This window comes from Kineococcus lubricus (genome assembly GCF_050871965.1).
GTDB lineage: Bacteria > Actinomycetota > Actinomycetes > Actinomycetales > Kineococcaceae > Kineococcus.
The window spans coordinates 156,172-174,356 of sequence record NZ_JBJLSK010000007.1; the positions used below are offsets into that span (position 1 = coordinate 156,172).

19 protein-coding genes are annotated in these 18,185 nt (G+C 76.0%); 2 read left to right on the forward strand and 17 right to left on the reverse strand.

Features of this window, described 5'->3' with window-relative positions; genetic code table 11:
- Window positions 1-12: 12 nt before the first annotated feature.
- The 14 genes from ACRYRX_RS07415 to xerD all read right to left on the reverse strand — a co-directional run bounded on the left by ACRYRX_RS07415 (window position 13) and on the right by xerD (window position 13,124).
- Entirely contained in the window at window positions 13-1,179 is a 1,167-nt protein-coding gene (locus ACRYRX_RS07415; protein WP_432511194.1) for a hypothetical protein, read from the reverse strand.
- Window positions 1,179-1,736 carry a hypothetical protein gene (locus ACRYRX_RS07420; RefSeq protein ID WP_432511195.1) on the reverse strand — a complete coding sequence of 186 codons (558 nt, stop codon included), beginning with the start codon at window positions 1,734-1,736 and terminating at the stop codon, window positions 1,179-1,181. Before ACRYRX_RS07420 ends, ACRYRX_RS07415 begins: the two co-directional genes overlap by 1 nt.
- The gene (locus tag ACRYRX_RS07425) at window positions 1,733-2,194 is read right to left on the reverse strand and encodes a pilus assembly protein TadG-related protein (protein ID WP_432511196.1); all 462 of its coding nucleotides are present in this window, start codon (window positions 2,192-2,194) and stop codon (window positions 1,733-1,735) included. Before ACRYRX_RS07425 ends, ACRYRX_RS07420 begins: the two co-directional genes overlap by 4 nt.
- Window positions 2,191-2,592, reverse strand: coding sequence for a TadE/TadG family type IV pilus assembly protein (locus ACRYRX_RS07430; protein WP_432511197.1), 402 nt, complete (start codon window positions 2,590-2,592; stop codon window positions 2,191-2,193). The genes ACRYRX_RS07425 and ACRYRX_RS07430 overlap by 4 nt, the downstream gene beginning before the upstream one ends.
- Complete coding sequence (locus ACRYRX_RS07435; RefSeq protein ID WP_432511198.1) at window positions 2,589-3,026, reverse strand: TadE/TadG family type IV pilus assembly protein; 438 nt, start codon at window positions 3,024-3,026, stop codon at window positions 2,589-2,591. The genes ACRYRX_RS07430 and ACRYRX_RS07435 overlap by 4 nt, the downstream gene beginning before the upstream one ends.
- Window positions 2,993-3,220 carry a hypothetical protein gene (locus ACRYRX_RS07440; RefSeq protein ID WP_432511199.1) on the reverse strand — a complete coding sequence of 76 codons (228 nt, stop codon included), beginning with the start codon at window positions 3,218-3,220 and terminating at the stop codon, window positions 2,993-2,995. The genes ACRYRX_RS07435 and ACRYRX_RS07440 overlap by 34 nt, the downstream gene beginning before the upstream one ends.
- 24 nt (window positions 3,221-3,244) lie before the next feature.
- Entirely contained in the window at window positions 3,245-4,207 is a 963-nt protein-coding gene (locus ACRYRX_RS07445; RefSeq protein WP_432511200.1) for a type II secretion system protein, read from the reverse strand.
- Entirely contained in the window at window positions 4,204-5,076 is an 873-nt protein-coding gene (locus ACRYRX_RS07450) for a type II secretion system F family protein (protein ID WP_432511201.1), read from the reverse strand. The genes ACRYRX_RS07445 and ACRYRX_RS07450 overlap by 4 nt, the downstream gene beginning before the upstream one ends.
- A complete protein-coding gene (locus ACRYRX_RS07455; protein WP_432511202.1) occupies window positions 5,073-6,410 on the reverse strand; it encodes a CpaF family protein in 1,338 nt (445 codons plus the stop codon). Before ACRYRX_RS07455 ends, ACRYRX_RS07450 begins: the two co-directional genes overlap by 4 nt.
- Window positions 6,407-7,225 (reverse strand): hypothetical protein, encoded by an 819-nt coding sequence (locus tag ACRYRX_RS07460; protein WP_432511203.1) that lies wholly within the window; start codon window positions 7,223-7,225, stop codon window positions 6,407-6,409. Before ACRYRX_RS07460 ends, ACRYRX_RS07455 begins: the two co-directional genes overlap by 4 nt.
- 3 nt (window positions 7,226-7,228) lie before the next feature.
- Window positions 7,229-7,960 carry an SAF domain-containing protein gene (locus ACRYRX_RS07465; RefSeq protein WP_432511204.1) on the reverse strand — a complete coding sequence of 244 codons (732 nt, stop codon included), beginning with the start codon at window positions 7,958-7,960 and terminating at the stop codon, window positions 7,229-7,231.
- A gap of 161 nt (window positions 7,961-8,121) precedes the next feature.
- Complete coding sequence (locus ACRYRX_RS07470; protein WP_432511205.1) at window positions 8,122-10,731, reverse strand: AMP-binding protein; 2,610 nt, start codon at window positions 10,729-10,731, stop codon at window positions 8,122-8,124.
- A gap of 208 nt (window positions 10,732-10,939) precedes the next feature.
- Window positions 10,940-11,755 carry a ParA family protein gene (locus tag ACRYRX_RS07475; RefSeq protein WP_432511230.1) on the reverse strand — a complete coding sequence of 272 codons (816 nt, stop codon included), beginning with the start codon at window positions 11,753-11,755 and terminating at the stop codon, window positions 10,940-10,942.
- A 310-nt stretch (window positions 11,756-12,065) separates the two neighbouring features.
- The gene (xerD, locus tag ACRYRX_RS07480; protein WP_432511206.1) at window positions 12,066-13,124 is read right to left on the reverse strand and encodes a site-specific tyrosine recombinase XerD; all 1,059 of its coding nucleotides are present in this window, start codon (window positions 13,122-13,124) and stop codon (window positions 12,066-12,068) included.
- 105 nt (window positions 13,125-13,229) lie between these two features.
- On the opposite strand from xerD, the gene ACRYRX_RS07485 reads away from it, so the two are divergent.
- Window positions 13,230-13,769: a PAS domain-containing protein gene (locus tag ACRYRX_RS07485; RefSeq protein WP_432511207.1), complete on the forward strand. Its 540-nt coding sequence runs from the start codon at window positions 13,230-13,232 to the stop codon at window positions 13,767-13,769.
- Window positions 13,766-14,686, forward strand: a complete 921-nt coding sequence (locus ACRYRX_RS07490; RefSeq protein ID WP_432511208.1) for a methyl-accepting chemotaxis protein — start codon at window positions 13,766-13,768, stop codon at window positions 14,684-14,686. The genes ACRYRX_RS07485 and ACRYRX_RS07490 overlap by 4 nt, the downstream gene beginning before the upstream one ends.
- Before the next feature lie 3 nt (window positions 14,687-14,689).
- Here the strand turns inward: ACRYRX_RS07490 and ACRYRX_RS07495 are convergent, their stop codons facing one another.
- The 3 genes from ACRYRX_RS07495 to ACRYRX_RS07505 are packed head-to-tail and all read right to left on the reverse strand — an operon-like array spanning window position 14,690 to window position 18,174.
- Complete coding sequence (locus tag ACRYRX_RS07495) at window positions 14,690-15,364, reverse strand: NUDIX domain-containing protein (RefSeq protein ID WP_432511209.1); 675 nt, start codon at window positions 15,362-15,364, stop codon at window positions 14,690-14,692.
- Complete coding sequence (locus ACRYRX_RS07500) at window positions 15,361-17,079, reverse strand: CTP synthase (protein WP_432511210.1); 1,719 nt, start codon at window positions 17,077-17,079, stop codon at window positions 15,361-15,363. The genes ACRYRX_RS07495 and ACRYRX_RS07500 overlap by 4 nt, the downstream gene beginning before the upstream one ends.
- Window positions 17,080-17,124: 45 nt before the next feature.
- On the reverse strand, window positions 17,125-18,174 hold the full coding sequence (locus ACRYRX_RS07505; RefSeq protein WP_432511211.1) for a glycosyltransferase family 4 protein: 1,050 nt from the start codon (window positions 18,172-18,174) through the stop codon (window positions 17,125-17,127).
- Between the last annotated feature and the right edge of the window lie 11 nt (window positions 18,175-18,185).

An 18,185-nucleotide genomic window follows, 5' to 3' on the forward strand; every position in this document is an offset into this window, starting at 1 on the left:
CCTTCCGGGTGCTCAGGGGGCGAGGGGGACGACGAGGGTCTGGATCTCGGTGACCCGCAGGTCCAGCTCGACGGGTCGCTCGACGGGACGGACGTCGCCCCAGCTGGCGCCGTCGTCGTCGCTGACCTGGATCTGCCAGTGCTCGGTCCCGCGGACGGGGTAGGTGTCGGGCTGGGTGGTGCTGCGCCCGGCGGAGGTCTGGCGGTAGGTGAACGAGCAGACGTCCTCGCCGGTGCGGTCGGTGGCGCCGGCCTCCAGGACCCGTCCGGACCCGGTGCACCGCACGGTGGGCCGGCCGGGTTCACCCGTCCGCACCTCGAGGAACTCCAGGACGCCGCGCATCCTCGACGTCCCCTTCTCGATCTCGCGGCCGTCCTCCCCCAGGACGGTGAACCCCACGGTCTGCCCGATGCGCGGGGTGCGCGAGGGGGTGGTCACCAGGGTCCCGGGGTTGATGTTCCCGCGGTACTCGCTGCGGACCAGGTAGGCCCGCTGCCCGGCGGTGAGCTCGAACCAGAACGGCGGCCGGGTGGGGTCGCTGCGCCGGAACTCGACCTCGCGGGTCGTGAACCCGAGGTCGTACGGCGGGGCGAGGGTCACCGGGTTCGGCGGCGTCGACAGGCAGGCCTGGAGGAACGTCTCGACGGGTTCGACCGGGGTCGTCGGGGTCGTCGGGGTCGTCGGGGTCGTCTCGGTGACCACGGGAGTTCCCGTGGGAGTTCCCGTGGGAGTTCCCGTGGGAGTTCCCGTGGGAGTTCCCGTGGGAGTTCCGGTAGGGGTTCGCGTGGGCGCCTCGGTGGGGGTGGGCACGGGGTCGGGCGTCAGCGCGGGCTGGGCGGTGGGCTGAGGAGCGGTCCGGGCGAGGGTCCGGGCGAAGGGCGCGGAGTCCTTCGGGGTCAGGTTCGCCTCGCTGCCGCGGGGCAGCAGCCAGCACGTCGGGACCGGGGCACCGGCGAGCAGTTCCCGGTAGCTGCGGGCCGCGCCGGCGTCGGAGCACCGCATCCAGTACCCGCCGGTGGAACTCGTGCGGTAGCTGCACGCCCCGACCGAGCCGAAGCCGTCGCCACCGCCTCCCGACAGCAACCGGGCACCGCCGGCCTCGGCGGCCTGCGCCGGGACGGCCCCCGCCGTGGCGGCCACGACGGCGAGCACCCCGAGCAGCGCGCAGAGCCGGCGCATCAGAACCGCTCCGGCACGACGTCGGTGGCCGCGCAGTCGCCGCCGTCGGCGACGACGTCGTCCACGAGCCAGCGGTCGTCCACCCGGACGACCACGACCTGCGCGGTGCCGTGGTGGGCGGCGTTGAGGGTCTGCCCGCTCGTGCGGTCGACCTGCCAGCCCCTGTCCTGCAGGCAGACCCGCAGCTCGACGCGGTCCTCGGCCGGGCGCCGGGACTCCAGGACGCCCGAGGGGTACGGCCCGGGCATCCGGTCGCCGAGGTTGTCGGCCAGCAGGGGCAGCGCCCAGGACAGCGCCGCCGGGGTGAGGGTCGCGGTGAACCCCGGGACGGCCGCGGGGTCGGCGGTCCCCGCGTTGACGGCGAGGGCCTGTTCGCGCAGGTACCCGCGGAAGGCGGCCACCGCGGCGTCCCCGTCGAGACCCGGCGCCGCCGTCGGGGCGGGGCTCGCCGTCGCCGGGGCCGCGGCGGCGACCGGGGGTGCGACGTCCGACGGGCGCGAGCACGCCGCCAGGGCGAGCAGCGGCACCAGCAGCACCAGCAGCACGGTCCTCCTCACTGCGCGTCCTCCTCTCGGGTTCCTTCGAAGGGGCGGGCCCGGCCGTCACCGGCGGCCCGCAGTTCCTGCACGCCCACGATGCCCAGCAGCGTGGACGGCAGGACGATCTCGACGTGCGTCTGCACGACGATGCGGCGTCCCTGCGGGTCGCCGGTGGCCGTGGTGCCCCGGAAGCAGTTCCCGGGGTCGACGATGGGGGCGCCCGACGCGGCGGCCGCCCGGCAGTACGCGGTGACCCGCTCGGCGACCCGACCCTCGGGCAGCAGTTCCAGCTCGGGGGCGTCCAGGTCGATCGCCGCGGCCCCGGCCCGGGCGGCCTCCTCGGCGTAGGCGACGGCCCGCGCGCGGGCCGCCAGCTGCCGCGACGCGTCGACGACCAGCCCGGCCAGCAGCAGCAGCACCAGGGCCAGGACCGGGACGGCGGGCGCGATGGAGCCCTCGTCGCGCAAGCGGTTCACGACAGCTCCCGGTTCGGGTCCAGCGGGGAGGAGAACGAACTGCTGACGGTCAGGCTCCCCGGCAGGCCGGGCAGGCCCAGGTCGGCCACCGGGTACGTGCAGCGGGCCGTGATCGTCACCGGCCGGCCCGCGGTGAACTCCGTCACCGGTTCCACCACGAGGCTGTCGGCGCAGTCGCCGGGGCCGACCGCGGCCTGCACGACGGCGAACGCGCGCTGGGCCGCGGCGTCCGCCGACCGCGACGTCGTGGCGGCGCGGGCGGCGTCGCGGACCCCGGTGTCGAGGGTCGCCGAGTTCGTCGAGACCCGCGCGCAGGCCAGCAGCAGCGCGATGAGGAGCAGCAGCACGGGTGCGACGAGCGTGAACTCCAGGGCCAGCGACCCCTCGTCCCGCCTCACCGGGTGTTCCCGAACCGCTCGACCGTCCCGGTGGCCCGCTGGGTCGTGGTCAGGTCCAGGCCCGGGACGAGGCTGATGACGCGGCCGGTGACCTGGACGGTGACGGACACCCCGTCCGCGCTCCAGCTCGTGCCGGCCTGCGGGGACAGCAGGGACTCGCGGCCGATGCTCGTCGCGAACTGCTCGACGTGGGCCCGCACGACGGGGTCGGCGGCCGCGGCGAACTGCTCGTCGGGGACGACGCGCAGCTGCGCCACGCCCTCGCGGGCCGCGGCCAGGGCGACCGAGCGCCCGTAGGCCCACAACCCGACCTGGATCCCGGAGAACACCAGCAGCAGGAACACCGGGGCGATGAACGCCATCTCCAGCGCCGCCGAACCGGTGTCGCCGCGCAGGTGGGTCAGCAGGCGGTGCCCACGGTGACCTCCGAGCACGTCGTCAGCTCCGTGCTCTTGGTCTTGACGATGTTGAAGATCGCGCCGCCGATGAACGCGGCCGCCACGACCGCCACGGCCGCGATGATCGCCCACTCCAGCGCGGAGGCGCCCGCGTCGCGGCCCGTGGCCGCCGCCCGCCGGGTGCGGGCCGAGAGGATCCGCGCGCAGCGGACGAGGAACGTGGAGGACATCGGTTTCTCCTTCGAGGGTTTCTTTCACGAGGTGGCCATGAGGTTGTGGACGGCGGGGAAGGCGAGGAACACCATGAACGCGGTGCACAGCACGAGCTGGGCGACGAGCATGGACTGCGACTTCTCCCCCGCCTCCCCCTCGACGTCGGCCATGTCCTTGCGGCGCAGCGTGGCCGCGCGCGCCGCGAGCGAGGCGCGGATCTTCGCCCCGTCGTCGGCCGCCAGCGCGAGCGCCCCGGCCATGTCGGTGAGCTCGGTGACCGCGAGCTCGGTGCCCAGGTCCCCCAGGGCCTGCCAGGGGGTTCCCCCGGCCAGCCGGGCCCCCGACAGCGCCTGCCGGATCCGGACGAGGGCCCAGTAGTCGCTGACCGACGCCGAGCTCAGCAGCGCCTCCGGCAGGCCGCGGCCGCCGGCGAGGTTCATCGCGACGAGGTCGGAGAACACCCCGACGACGCGGCGGAAGTCCTTGCGCCGGCGGGCGGCCTCGCCGCGCAGGGCCAGGTCGGGCACGAGGAAACCTGCACCGCCCAGGACGACCGCCAGCGACAGCGGGACCCCGCCGGGCAGCGGCACGCCGAACGCGCGCAGCACGAACCAGCACACCGGCGCCAGCAGGAGCAGGACGAGACCGGCCACCACCTTCGTGGCCAGGAACTCCCCGGTCCGCCGGCCCAGGACGGCCAGGTCGGCGCGGGTGCGCCGCAGCCGCCAGCCGCGCTCGGCGGCCAGCACCTCCAGCCGGTCCGCGACCCGGGCCATGCCGCGGCCGAACGCGGCGGAGATCCCGAACAACCCGCGGTCGGGCGCGGCGGAGGCGGCGGCCTCGGCGGCGGACAGGACGGTGCGCTGGTTCGAGCGGCGCGCCCCGTCGTAGCGGGCCACCTGCGCGGACACCGAGGGGCGCGGGCGCACCAGCGCACCGCACAGCACGGCCAGTCCCGCCGCGGTCACGGCACCGGTCCCGAGCGCCAGGTGGAGGTCGCTCACCGCGCACCCCCCGCCCCGACCAGGAACCGTTCGTGGGTCTCCACCCGCGCCAGGCGCCGCAGCCACGTCAGCCCCGCGACCATGAGCGCCGCGACGAGGACGAGCGCCACCTGGCCGGAGAACGTCGAGTACGGTGCGACGTAGTCGCGGTTGAACACCGCGAGCAGGCCCATGACGCCCAGGACGATGAGCAGCACGATCTGGACGCTGCGCCGGATGCTGCGCCGGCTGGCCTCGATGCGGCGGCGGACGTCGAGCTCCTCGCGGGTCGAGGCCGCCAGCGCGGTGAGGACGTCGCGCAGCCCCGGGCCGCGCAGCCGGGCGTTCAGGACGAGCGCGGCCACCACGACGTCGGCGCTGGGGTCGTCGACGTCGTCGGCGAACCGCTGCAGCGCGCCGGGCAGGGGTTCGCGGATGCGCAGCCGGTCCACCAGGAGGTTCAGCGCCGGGCGCAGCGCCGGCGCCGACGTCCCCGCCGTGGCCGGGATCGCCTGCTCCAGGCCGATGGCCCCGGCGATGGTGTCGCGCAACGACTCCGTCCAGTTCGCCAGGGCGTCCAGCCGCGCGATGCCGCGGTGCTCCTCGGCGTTGCCGCCGAGCAGGCGCTGCCAGCCGGCCACGAGCAGGCCGATGCCGATCCCGGCCACGACCCAGCGGGTCAGGACGAGGGTGAGCAGCCCCGCGCCGAGGCCGAACAGGGCCTGCCGGCCCAGGCGCGCGACGCCCCGTCGGCCGGGGCGGCCGCTGGGGCCTGGCACCCGGCCCCGGACGCCGAGGACCACCACGACGACACCGAGCCCGGCGGCCGCGGCGGTGAGCGCGGCGAGGACCTCCGGGGCGACCGCGGTCAGCGGGTCCACGGGGCTCACGAACCCCACCGCTGCACGACGGGGGCGACGTACCCGGCGGCCTCGAGGTCGTCGGCGCACTGCAGCGGCGCGTGCGCCCGGGCCACGCCGTCGGCGCCGGCCACGAACACCTCCGAGCTCAGCACCCGGCCGTCGACACCGGTCACCTCGCGGACGCTGGCGACGACGCGGCGCAGCCCGCCGCCGAGGTGGTAGGTGTTCTGCTTGTCGAGGAACACGACGAAGTCGACGGCCCCGGCGATGAGCATGTGGCTGGCCTCGACGGGCAGGTGCTCCTCGGCCTGCAGCGCGTAGGTCGCGATGCGGTTGAACACCTCCGCGGAGGAGTTCGCGTGGATCGTGGACAGCGAGCCGTCGTTGCCCTGGCTCATGGCGTTGAGCATGGTGACGATCTCGTCGCCCAGGACCTCCCCGACGATGACCCGGCTGGGGTTCATGCGCAACGACCGGCGCACGAGCTCGGCCATCGTCACCCCGCCGACGCCCTCGGAGTTCGGCAGGCGTTCCTCGAAGGCGACGGCGTTGGGGTGCCCGGGCTGGGCGTCCAGCCCGAGCTCCAGCGCGCGCTCGACCGTGATGATGCGCTCGTGCGGGCCGATCTCGGCGGCCAGGGCGCGCAGCAGCGTCGTCTTCCCCGAGTTCGTCGACCCGGCGATCATGATGTTCTTGCGGGCGCGGACGGCGGCGCGCAGGAACTGCGCGAGGTCCTCGGTCATCGAGCCCGAGCCGACCAGGTCGGTCAGCGACGCGCTGGACAGGCGGGCGCGCCGGATGCTCAGCGCGGGGCGCTGGCACACGCCCATCACCGCCGACAACCGGGAACCGTCGGGCAGCCGCAGGTCCAGCTGCGGGTTCGCCGCGTCGAAGGGCCGGCTGGTCAGGCCCACGGTGGAGGCGAGGACCTGGACGAGCTCGACGAGGTCCTCGTCGGACTCGGCGACCGGGCCGTGCAGCTCCTCCCGGCCGTCGGCGTAGCTGACGAAGACCCGGTCGAAACCGTTGATGTCGACGTTCTCCACGTCGGGGTCCTCCAGCAGCGGCTGCAGCCGGCCCACGCCGAACAGGGCGGCGACGATGGCCCCGGCGACGGCCTCCTCCGCGGGGGCCGACAGGGGCGTGCGGCCGGCCTCCAGCTCGGCGCGGGCGTGGTCCTCCAGGACCTGCACGACCAGGGAACGGGCGAACTGGCGCTCGTCGGCGCCCGACACGGGCCGCCGGCCCGCGTCGTCGTCGCGCCGCCGCTGCGCGCTCAGCCGTTCGGCGACGGCGCCGCGCAGGCGCCGCACGAGGTCGTGGTCGACGCGCTCGCGGGCGGTGGGGGTGGCGGTGCTCACGCGGCGCCCGCCCCGGCCGGGAGGCGGTGAGCGGTGGTCGCGGCGGCGGCGAGCGTCGCCACCACGGCGCGCCCGGCGCGCACCAGCGCGGTCCGTTCCGGGCGGGCGGTCCCGGCGCCGTCGAACACCGCGGCCCCGGCCGGGTCCAGCGGCAGCCGCCCGAGGTCCTCGACCGCCGGGCCCGCCAGGACCGCGGCGCAGTCGTCGGCGCGGCGCGCGGCCCGGCGCAGGTCACCGACCACGACGACCCCGGTGCGCGGCGCGGAGCCGTCCGGGCGGCGCAGCGCACCGCCCAGCACCCGCAGCCGCTCGCGGGCGTGCAGCACCGCGGCGACCTCGGAGCGGACCAGCGCGACGACGAGGTCGCTGGCCCGCAGCAGGTCCAGGTGGACCGGGTCGGCCCCGACCCGGCCGGCGTCGACGAGGACGTCGAGGGGGACGTCGAGGGGGCCCGTGGGTTCGCGGTCCAGCTCCCGCAGCGCGCCCGCGAGCGCCGACCACGCCGGTCCGGCGGCGGTGGACTGCTCGGGGCCACCCACGCCGACGACGACGCGGGTGCCCCCGGCGACGACCTGCGCCTGGTCGAGGACCTGGGAGGCGCGCAGGCCGTGGCGGGCGGAGGTCAGCAGCGGCAGCAGGCCGCGGTCGGCGTCCAGCGGGGCGCCGTCGGGGGCCGGGACGCGGGCGGCGAGGTCACCGCCGGCCGGGTCGGCCTCGACGAGGACGGCCGGGCGCGGCCACAGCGCGGCGGCGAGCAGGGCGGTGGTGGTCACGCCCGGGGACCCCTTGGCGGACAGGAAGGTCACGACGGCCACGACTCACTCCCGGACCAGGTCGACGGGCGGGGTGGTGGCGTCGGCGAGCCGGACGAGGGCGATCTGGCCGGCGGCGGCCGCGGCGACGACGCCGGCGGCGTCGTCCGCCGGGACCAGCAGGGAGACCGTCCCGGAGTCGCTGGTGACCGGTCCCGTGACGGTCCCGGTGGAGGCGCCGCCGGCGGCGACGACGCGGGCGGCGCCCAGCAGCACCGTCCCGGCGGGCTGGCCGGTGACGGTGGTCGCCCCGTCGGCCGAGACGAGGTAGGCGCGCACGACGTCGCCGGAGGTCAGGGGGGTGGTGGGGCGCTGCTCGGGGCCCAGGACGACGCCGACGACGGCGGCCTCGGCGGGGACGGTGTCACCGGCGAGGAACATCGTGCGGTTGACGAGGGTGTCGGCGGGGATGCGGGTCGTGGCGTAGGTGCCGACGAAGTTGCCCAGCGCCGAGGCGGGCACGGTCGCGGCGCCCTCGGCGGCGACGCGGGCGGTGCCGAGGTCGTCGGCGGTGAGCAGGTCACCGGGGGCGATGTCGTGCCGGGCCACGAGGACGTCGACGCGGTCACCGCTGCGGTGCACCACCAGGGCGCTGCCGAGCGCGCCCCCCACGACGAGGACGAGGCCGAACGCGATGAGGGCGGGACGCCGTTCGCGCACGGGCCCGGGCAACCGCGCACCGGGGGCGGTCGGGGCGGGTTTCGGGGCGCGTGGCATCGCCGGGACAGCGGTGGGCATGGCCACGACGGTGCCAGCCCCGGACGCCGGGCCGCTGACGCACGGCGTCCGGTTGCGCCGTCCGGGGCCCGCCTGTCACCCGCCTCGCCCAGACCGCGGTGGCGCTGCGTGGTCGGATCGGGTGAGTCCCGCCGCCGGCGGCGGGACCCCCCGGGGGCGGGTCAGCGGTGGGCGTGCCCCGGCGCGGGGCTGGGGTCGCGCAGGTCGACGACCTCGGGTCGCAACCACTGCGAGAGCAGGTCGGCGACCAGGCCGACCCGCGGTTCGCGCAGGATCGACATGTGCTCCCCGGGCACGGGGACGACCTCGAACGGCCCGGACAGGTGCGGTCCCCACTGCCGGCGGGCGGGGGCGTCGACGTCGTCGGCGGCGACCAGGACCAGCGTCCGGCCGTCGTAGACGTCCGTGGTGTACCTGCGCTGCAGGAAGTTCCCCTGCCGGAAGAACCGGACGTAGTGCCCGAGGCCGGCGTGGGCCTTGACGCCGGTCAGCGCCAGGGACAGGCCCTCCTTCACCTTGGCGAGGGTGCTGGGGTACTGCGGGACGGGCATGAGCGCGGGGTCCGGCGGGAAGGAGTCCAGGACGGCGAGGAGCTCGACCTCCTGCCCCGCGCGGCGCAGCTGGTGGGCCATCTCGAGGGCGACGAGCCCGCCCAGGGAGTGGCCGGCGAGCCGGTACGGGCCGGTCGGCTGCTGCTCGCGGACGGTGGCGACGTGCCGGCGGGCGATCCGCTCGACCGACCAGTCCGGCAGGGCCCGGTTCTCCAGGCCGTTGGCCTGCAGCCCCAGGACGGGGATCCCCGGGGCGATCCGGCGGGCCAGGGTGCGCAGGGCGAGCGCGGCCCCGCCGGCGCCGGCGACGAGGAACAGCGGCCGGTCGTGGCCTTCGGGGCGCAGCGGGACCAGGGTGGGCCGGGCGCTGCGGGTGGTGGAGCGGACGGCGGCGGCGAAGGAGGCGACGGTGGGGGCCTGGGCCAGCAGCGACGTCCCCCCGCGGGTGCTCACCTGGGCGTCGCCGAGGGCCTCGATGCGGCTGACGAGCGCCTCGGCGGCCAGGGAGTCGCCGCCGAGCTCGAAGAAGTCGTCGTGCACGGAGACGTCGTCGAGCTCGAGGACGGCGCAGAACTGCTCGTGGACGACCTCCTCCCAGCTGGAGCGGGGGATCTCGAACGGGGCGCTGCTGCGCGGCGGTTCGGGCAGCAGGGACCGGTCCAGCTTGCCGCGCTCGGTGCGCGGCAGGGCGTCGAGGAAGACGACGTGCTCGGGGACCATGTGCGAGGGCAGGTTCTCGCGGACGGTGGCGCGGATCGCCGAGGCCTGCGGGCGGGGGCCCTCGGGGACGACGTAGGCGACCAGGCCCGTCCGCCCGGTCCGCGGGTTCTCCCGCCCCACGACGAGGGCCTCGCGGACCTCCGGCTGGGCGAACAGCAGCGCGTCGACCTCGCCGGGTTCGACGAGCAGGCCGCGGATCTTGACGCTGTGGTCGCGGCGGCCGAGCAGGCGCAGGCACCCGTCGGCCCCGAGGGTGCCGACGTCGCTGGTGCGGAAGCTGCGCGAGCCGTCGGGGTTGTCGGTGAACACCTCGGCGGTCTTGGCGGGGTTCCGCCAGTAGCGGGCCCCGAGCCAGCGGGAGGTCAGGACGATGCGGCCGCTGCCGGTGTCGGCCAGGGCGCCGTCCTCGAGCTCGACCTGCAGCCGCGCCCCGGGGACGGCCCACCCGACGGGGGTGGCGCCCTCGGGCGCCTCGTCGTCACCGCCGATGGCGTACTCGGTCATCAGCCAGGTCTCGGTGGAGCCGTACCGGTTGCGCAGCACGCAGTCGGGACCGACGACGCGGCGCACGGCGGCCAGCTCGGCCCCGTGGACGGTCTCGCCGGCCATGGTGACGGTGCGCAGCCCGTCGAGGCGGCCCGCGGGACCCAGCGCGGTGACCAGGCCGCGCAGGATGGCCGGGGAGGCGAGCAGGACGTCGGCGCCGACGTCGGCGAGGAAGCCGGGCAGGTCGGTGACGGGGCGGCGGCGGGGGTCGAACAGCTCCAGGCGGGCCCCGGCCAGCAGGCCGGCCAGCGTGGGGGTGGTGCCGGCGCTGAAGGCCATCGGCAGCAGGTGGGCCACGACGCTCCCGGCGCCGTAGGCGCCGGTGCCCTCGGAGTTGACCCAGGTGTCGTGCAGGATCGAGCGGTGGTCGCAGGCGACGCCCTTGGGCGCCCCGGTGGACCCGGAGGTGTAGACGATGACGGCGACGTCGTCGGGGGCGGCGGTGGTCCCCAGCAGGGCGGCGGCCGCGGCGAGGTGGTCGGCGCCGGCGGGCGCGGAACCGTCTGGGTCGACGACCGTGTCGGCGACCTGGGCGGCGGTGGAGCGGCGGTCGGCGTCGCTCACGCAGAGCGTGGCGCCGGCCGCCTGCACGTAGTGCCGCAGCCGGGCCGCGGGCGTCGTCGGGTCGAGCACGACGACGGGGTGGCCGGCGGCGATGACGCCCACGACGGCGGCCACGGCACCGACGTCGTGGCCGCGCAGCACGGCCACGGGCAGGTCCTGGGCCACGGCGCCCGGCGCGGCGTGGTGGGCCAGGACGGCCTCGCGCACCCGCGCGGCCCGCACCAGCAGGTCCGCCCCGCGCAGCCGCGCCGCGCCGTCCGCGGCGACGACCTCCTCGGCGCGGGCCAGGGCCACGTCGACGATGCGCGGGATCAGCTGACCCTGCGCGTGTTCCTCGGAGAACCTCGTGAACCCCTCGTCCACGACGTCCGTCGTTGCGTTGCCCCCCACGGGTGAGCCCCTCCCCCGACCGGTGCGGGATCCGGTCTCGTGTGGCCGAACCATAGCCCGAACCGGGGCAGCCGTTCGGCCCAGTGGAGCAGTTCCCGGTCAGATCTCTCCGACTGGTCGATGATCTGCTACCGAGGGTTTTTCCGGGGTCACGAGGAGTGGCAGGACAGGGTCGGGAACGTAGAGAACCCTTCCGTGGCGGGAGGTCTCAGGCCGCGTCGCCGCGCGCCACGAGTTCGCGCGCCAGCTGCCGGTAGGCCTCCGCCCCGGGGTGGGTGCCGGCGTACGACGTGATCGGCTCGGCGGCGACGGTCGCGTCGGGGAACTTCACGGTGCGGCCGATGACGGTGTGGAACACGTCGTCGCCGAAGGCGTCCACGACGCGCGTCACGACCTCCCGGCTGTGCAGCGTCCGGCCGTCGTACATCGTGGCGAGGATCCCGTCGATCTCCAGCGCCGGGTTCAGCCGCTCCTGGACCTTCTCGATCGTCTCGACCAGCAGCGCCACCCCCCGCAGCGCGAAGAACTCGCACTCCAGCGGGATGAGGACGCCGTGCGAGGCGGTCAGCGCGTTCACCGTCAGCAGCCCCAGGGACGGCTGGCAGTCGATGAGCACGACGTCGTAGTCGGCCAGCGCCGGGCGCAGCGCCCGGGCCAGCACCGACTCGCGCGCCACCTCCCCCACCAGCTGCACCTCGGCGGCCGACAGGTCGATGTTCGCCGGCAGCAGGTCCAGCCCCTCGACCGACGTCTCCCGGATCACCTCGCGCACGTCGGTCCCGCGCTCCATGAGGAGCTGGTAGACCGTCTTGTCCAGCTCGTGCGGGTTGATCCCGAGCCCGGCCGACAGCGCCCCCTGCGGGTCAAAGTCGACGAGCAGCACCCGGCGGCCGTACTCGGCCAGCGCCGCCCCCAGGTTGATGGTGGTCGTCGTCTTGCCGACCCCGCCCTTCTGGTTGCACATCGAGATCACCCGGGCCGGGCCGTGGTGCTCCAGACGGGCCGGCACCGGGAACACCGGCATCGGCCGGCCCGTGGGGCCGTCCTGCGGGCCGAGCTCGATCTGCGACTGCACGGCCCGCGCCTCACCGCCGGGCAGGCCCGCCTCGGCGGCCGCCGGCGCGGGCTGCGGGGGCTGCGGCTCGGACGGACCCGCCGGGGCGACGGCCACCGGCGCCGGCGGCTGCGACGCCCGCTCACGGAACGCGTCGACGCCGGGCCCGAAGACGGACGGGGTGGCGGTGGCGGGCGGCGGGAACTCGCTGGTCACGGGAGGTGGCACTTCCTCGGGCGGTCGTCGGAGCGGTCGGCGGTCAGGACGGTCTGCGGTGACCTTAGTCGCCCGTCCGGGGAACCGGGGTCGACGGGTCGTGAGGATCCGTGCGCGGACCGTCCGTCCCGGTCGCCCGCGGGTGCGCTCCGGTGTGCACCTCGCGCAGGTCGTCCGCGGTGACCAGCGTGTAGACCTGCGTCGTCGTCACCGAGGCGTGGCCCAGCAGCTCCTGCACCACGCGCACGTCGGCCCCGCCGCGCAGCAGGTGCGTGGCGAAGGAGTGCCGCAGGGTGTGCGGGGAGACCGCGCGCGTGATGCCCGCCCGCCGCGCCGCCGACTGCAGCACCGCCCACGCGCTCTGCCGCGACAGCCGCCCGCCCCGGCTGTTCACGAACAGCGCCGGCGTCCCCCGGCCGCCACCGACCAGCTGCGGCCGGGACCGGACCAGGTACTGCTCCAGCGCCCGCTGCGCGTACGACCCGACGGGGACGACCCGCTCCTTGGACCCCTTGCCGCGCAACCGGACGACGCCGGTCTCCCCCAGCACCTCGGCCGAGACGTCGTCCACGTCCAGGCCCACGGCCTCGCTGATGCGCGCGCCGCAGCCGTACAGGACCTCCAGCAGCGCCCGGTCCCGCAGCGGGACCGCCGCCAGCGCCCCGTCCCCGCCCAGCCCGGCCGTCTCCAGCAGTCGCTCGACCTCCTCCAGCGTCAGCGCCGACGGCAGCCGCCGCGGCGGGGTCGGCGGGCGCACCCCCACCGCCGGGTCGTCCTGGCTGCGGCCCTCGGCGTGCAGGAAGCGGTGCCAGCCGCGCACGGCCGAGGCTGCGCGCGCCGCCGAGCTCGCCGTCAGGGGCGCACCGCCGTCACCCCCCGAGCGCAGCGCCACGACGAAGGCGCTGACGGCGGCCTCGTCGACGCCGGCCGGGTCCAGCACCCCGCGGGCGGTGAGGAAGCGCACGTAGCGGGCCAGGTCCCGGCGGTAGGCGCCCAGGGTGTTCGCCGACAGCCCGCGCTCCACCTGCAGGTGCCCGAGGTAGTCGCGCACCGCCCGGTGCAGCGCCGCCGGCTCCTCCCCCTCGGGCGGACCCGGGCGCGTGGCGAGGGACGGTGCGGACACACGGACGACCCTAGGGGACCGACCCGGTCCAGGACGGGGCCCCACGCGGGGACCAGGGCCGCAGGTCCCCTCAAGGCCGTCACCCGTTCGGCCGATGACGACGACGTGCGCGCACCGAGAACGTCACCGTCCGGGGTCGAACGCCGATTCGGCGACGACGAGCTCATCGTCACCAAGACCGACTCCCGAGGTGTGATCACCTACGCCAACGACGTCTTCCTGCGCGTCTCCGCCCTCACCGAGGCCGAGGCCGTCGGACAGCCGCACAACCTCATCCGTCACCCCGCGATGCCCCGCGCGATCTTCGACCTGCTGTGGGAGACGCTGCGCGGCGGTCAGGAGATCTTCGCCTACGTCGTCAACCTCGCGGCCGACGGCGCGCACTACTGGGTCCTGGCGCACGTCACCCCCAGCGTCGACGCCACGGGCCGGCTGCTCGGCTACCACTCCAGCCGTCGCGCCCCGGCCCCCGCGGCCGTGGCCGCGGTGCGCCGCCTGTACGACGACCTGCTGGCCGCCGAGGCCGGTCACGCCCGCCCCGCCGACGCCCTCGCCGCCTCCCGCGCGCTGCTGACCGAGCGCCTGGCCGGCCAGACCTACGACGAGTTCGTCTGGTCCCTCATCCCGGCCGGGGACGCCGCGTGAACCGCCTGCGCCGCACCACCGCCGCCCGGGGCACCGACTACGGCACGGCCGTCCGCGCCGTCGTCCAGGTCGCCGCCCGGGCCGCCGACGGCGACCTGGAGGCCCGCGTCCCGCACCTGGGCGACGACCCGCTGCTCGTGGAGCTGCGCACCGCCTTCAACCACCAGCTCGACATGACCGACGCCTTCGTGCGCGACGCCTCGGCGACGCTGACGGCCGCCAGCGAGGGCCGGTTCCACCGCCGGTTCCTGCTCGGCGGGACCCGCGGGGCGTTCCGCAACGGCGCCCGGGTCCTGGACGCGGCCCGGCAGGCCAGCGCGAACGCCGGCGCCGAGCTGGACCGGGCCACCGCGGCGCGGCTGGCGCTGGCCGACGAGCTGGAGAGCACCGTGCTGTCGGCCTCCGAGCAGGTCAGCGCCGGCGCCACCAGCGCCGGGTCGGGGGCCGCGGAGCTGGCCCGCACCGCCCGCGAGGCCGTCGAGCAGGCGCAGCGCGCCGTGCACACCGTCGGGTCGCTGCGCGAGGCCTCGGCCCGCATCGAGGAGGCGGTCAAGCTCATCGAGAAGGTCGCGGCCCAGACGCGGCTGCTGTCGCTCAACGCCACCATCGAGGCCGAGCGCGCCGGTGAGGCCGGGCGCGGGTTCGCCGTCGTGGCCGAGGAGGTCAAGCGCCTGGCCGACCAGGCCGCGCAGTCAAACGCCGTCATCGCCGCCCAGGTCGCCGCCTCCCAGCAGGCGACCGAGGAGGCGGTGGGCGTCATCGAGGGCGTCGCCCGCAGCATCGAGGGCATGGACGCCGAGGTGGGCGCCATCACCGACGCCGTCTCCGGCGGCTCCGGGACCACCGGGCTGTCGCAGGTCGCCGGTCTCCTGCAGCAGCAGGTGACCGGTTTCGTCGCGACGGTCCGGGGGTCCTGAGCCTCAGCGCGCCGGCGTGCTCAGCCCGGTCGGCCACGGGACGTCGGCCGGGCGCAGCACGGCCGGCCCCTGCGCCAGGGCCGCCTGCAGCGCCAGGACGCCGATGACGGTGCCGGGGTTGGTCAACCGCCCCTCCAGCACCGCCCGCGCGGCCTGCGCCAGCGGCACCCGCACCGGCACCAGGTCCTTCTCCTCGTCCTCGCGCACGTGCCGGTCGGCCTCGGGCACGGCCGACAGGCCGCGCGCCAGGTAGATCCGGTTCGCCTCGCTGGACCCGCCCGGGGAGTTGAACCAGTCCGCCACGACCGCCCAGTCCGAGGCGACCAGGTCGGCCTCCTCGGCCAGCTCGCGCTGGGCGGCGAGCAGGGGCGCCTCGCCGTCGACGTCGAGCAGGCCCGCGGGCAGTTCCCACAGCTCCCGCCGCACGGGGTGCCGGTACTGCCGGATGAACAGGACGTTCTCCTCGCCGTCGAGGGCCAGGACCGTCACCGCCCCGGGGTGGCGCTGCAGGTCGCGCACGACGGTCTTCCCGTCCGGCAGCTCGACCTCCTCGCGCACGACGTCCCAGACGCGGCCGGTGAACACGACCTCGGACCCGGCCAGCCGCCGCTGGACGGGCACGTCGGACAGGTCCGCGCCGTCGACGACGGGGACCTCCAGCTCGGCGGGGAAGCTCACGCGTTCGACTCCGTGAGTTCCTCGCCCAGCTCGGCGACCGGCTCGGGGTCGACGTCGATGAGCTGCCCCTCGCGCTGGCGGTCCAGGGCCGCGGCCACCAGTCCGGAGAACAGCGGGTGCGAGCGGGTCGGGCGCGACTTGAACTCCGGGTGCGCCTGGGTGCCCACGTAGTACGGGTGCACCTGCGCGGGCAGTTCGACGAACTCGACCAGCTCACGGTCCGGGGAGGTCCCGGAGAACACCAGCCCCTTCGCGGACAGCGTGTCGCGGTAGGCGTTGTTCACCTCGTAGCGGTGGCGGTGCCGCTCGGAGATCCGCTCGCTGCCGTAGGTCGCCGCGACGACGGAACCCTTCTGCAGCAACGCCTCGTAGGAGCCCAGGCGCATCGTGCCGCCCATGTCGCCCTCGCCGGAGACGATCTCGCGCTGCTCGGCCATCGTCGCGATGACCGGGTGCTGCGCGTCCGGCTCGAACTCGGTGGAACTGGCGTCCTTCAGGCCCGCGACGTTGCGCGCGTACTCGATCACCATGCACTGCAGGCCCAGGCACAGGCCCAGGGTCGGGACGCCGTTCTCGCGCGACCACTTCAGCGCGCCGAGCTTGCCCTCGATCCCGCGGACGCCGAAACCACCCGGCACGCAGATCGCGTCGACCCCGTGCAGCTGCTTCTGCGCGCCCTCGGGGGTGGCGCACTCGTCGGCGGGGACCCAGCGGATGTCCACCTTGGCGTCCTCGGCGAAACCACCGGCGCGCAGGGCCTCGGTGACCGACAGGTACGCGTCCGGCAGGTCGATGTACTTGCCGACCAGCGCGATCTCGACGCGGCGGCGGGGGCTGTGCACGCGGCGCAGCAGGTCGTCCCAGGTCGACCAGTCCACGTCGCGGAAGCTCAGGCCCAGCTTGCGGACGAGGTAGGCGTCCAGGCCCTCGCGGTGCAGGACCTTGGGGATGTCGTAGATCGACGGCGCGTCGATCGCGGCGACGACGGCCTCGTCGTCCACGTCGCACATCGAGGCGATCTTGCGCTTGACCCCCTCGGGGATCTCCCGGTCGGCGCGGCAGACGATCGCGTCGGGCTGGATGCCGATGTTGCGCAGCTGCGCCACCGAGTGCTGGGTCGGCTTGGTCTTCAGCTCCCCGCTGGGCCCGATGTAGGGCACCAGGGAGACGTGGACGAAGAACACGTTGTCGCGCCCGAGGCGCTGACGGACCTGGCGGGCGGCCTCGAGGAACGGCAGCGACTCGATGTCGCCGACGGTCCCGCCGACCTCGGTGATGATGATGTCGATGTCGTCGCGGGCCTGGGCGCGCATCCGGTCGACGATCTCGTTGGTGATGTGCGGGATGACCTGGACGGTGTCGCCGAGGTACTCCCCGCGCCGCTCCTTGGCGATGACCGAGGAGTACACCTGCCCGGTGGTCACGTTGGCCGAGGCGTCGAAGCGCACGTCGAGGAAGCGCTCGTAGTGGCCGATGTCGAGGTCGGTCTCGGCGCCGTCGTCGGTGACGAAGACCTCACCGTGCTGGAACGGGTTCATCGTGCCGGGGTCGACGTTGAGGTACGGGTCGAGCTTCTGCATGGCCACGCGGAGACCGCGGGCACGGAGCAGGCGACCGAGGCTGGAGGCCGTCAAACCCTTCCCGAGGGAGCTGGCCACCCCCCCGGTGACGAAGACGTGCTGGGTCTGGGACTCGGGGGTGCTGCGGTTCGCCACGGGGTTCGATCGTACCCGACGGCCCCCGGCACCGCGACGACCGGCTCAGCCGCGCGCGGCGCGGTGGACCCGCCGGACCTGCTCGAGGGCGGCCCGGCCGGTGGGCAGCTCCGCGGCCCGCTGGGCCGAGCGCTGGGCGCGCACGGCCCGCTCCGCCGGGTCCGCGGCCAGCCGCCGCAGGGCGTCGGCCAGGCCCGCCGCGTCACCCACCGGCACCAGGACGGCGGCCTCACCGGTCACCTCCCGGGTTCCCCCGGCGTCGGTCGCCACCAGCGGGACCCCGGCCCGCAGGGCCTCCTGGACGAAGACGGGCTGCCCCTCCCAGACGCTCGCGCTCACGGCGACGTCGGCGGCGGCCAGCAGGTCCGCGACGTCGTCGCGCCGGCCCAGCAGCCGCACCGGCAGACCGCGCTCGCGGATCGTGGCGGCCAGCTGCGCGCGCAGCGGCCCGTCCCCGGCGACGGCGACCGGGACGCCGCTGCGGCCCGCCGCCTCCAGCAGCGTCCCCAGGCCCTTCTGCGGCGCGAGCCGCGCGACGGCCAGCGCGACGGGCCCGGGGCCCAGGACGGCCCGGCCCCGGGCGGCGTCCCCGGCCGGCAGCGGCGGCGCCGGGACGAGGGCCCGGTCGGCGACGCCCGCGCCGGACCGGCGGGCCCGGGTGAGCAGGTCCCCGGAGACGGCGAGGACGACGTCGGCGCGGCGGCACACCACGCCCAGCACCGCCGCACCCAGCCGCGCCCTCGCCCCCGACCCCAGGACGGCGTTGTGCAGCGTCACCACGAACGGGGTGCGGCTCCCCAGCGCGAGCGTCGCCACGAAGCCGGCACGGACGCCGTGGGCGTGCACGAGCGCCCCGGGCAGCGCGCGGACGGCCCGGCGCAGGGCCCGCGCGGCCCGCAGGTCGCGGACCGGGTCGACGCTCGCGCCGATCTCCACGGCGGTCGTGGGCACGCCGAAGTCGAAGCGCCGCAACGTCTGGGCCGGGGCGGCGACGCGCACGTCGGTGCCGTCGGCGCGCAGCCCGGCGCACAGCGCCGCGACGTGCCGCCCGACGCCGCCGGCGCTGCTGCCGAGCACGAACACGACCGGTCCCACGGTGCCTCCCG

Bases quoted from the DNA above. Each gene is read 5' to 3' on its own strand.
- ACRYRX_RS07415 (WP_432511194.1), bottom strand. From the start codon at position 1,179: ATGCGCCGGCTCTGCGCGCTGCTCGGGGTGCTCGCCGTCGTGGCCGCC.
- ACRYRX_RS07440 (WP_432511199.1), bottom strand. From the start codon at position 3,220: ATGTCCTCCACGTTCCTCGTCCGCTGCGCGCGGATCCTCTCGGCCCGC.
- ACRYRX_RS07465 (WP_432511204.1), bottom strand. From the start codon at position 7,960: ATGCCCACCGCTGTCCCGGCGATGCCACGCGCCCCGAAACCCGCCCCG.
- ACRYRX_RS07475 (WP_432511230.1), bottom strand. From the start codon at position 11,755: ATGCCGGTGTTCCCGGTGCCGGCCCGTCTGGAGCACCACGGCCCGGCC.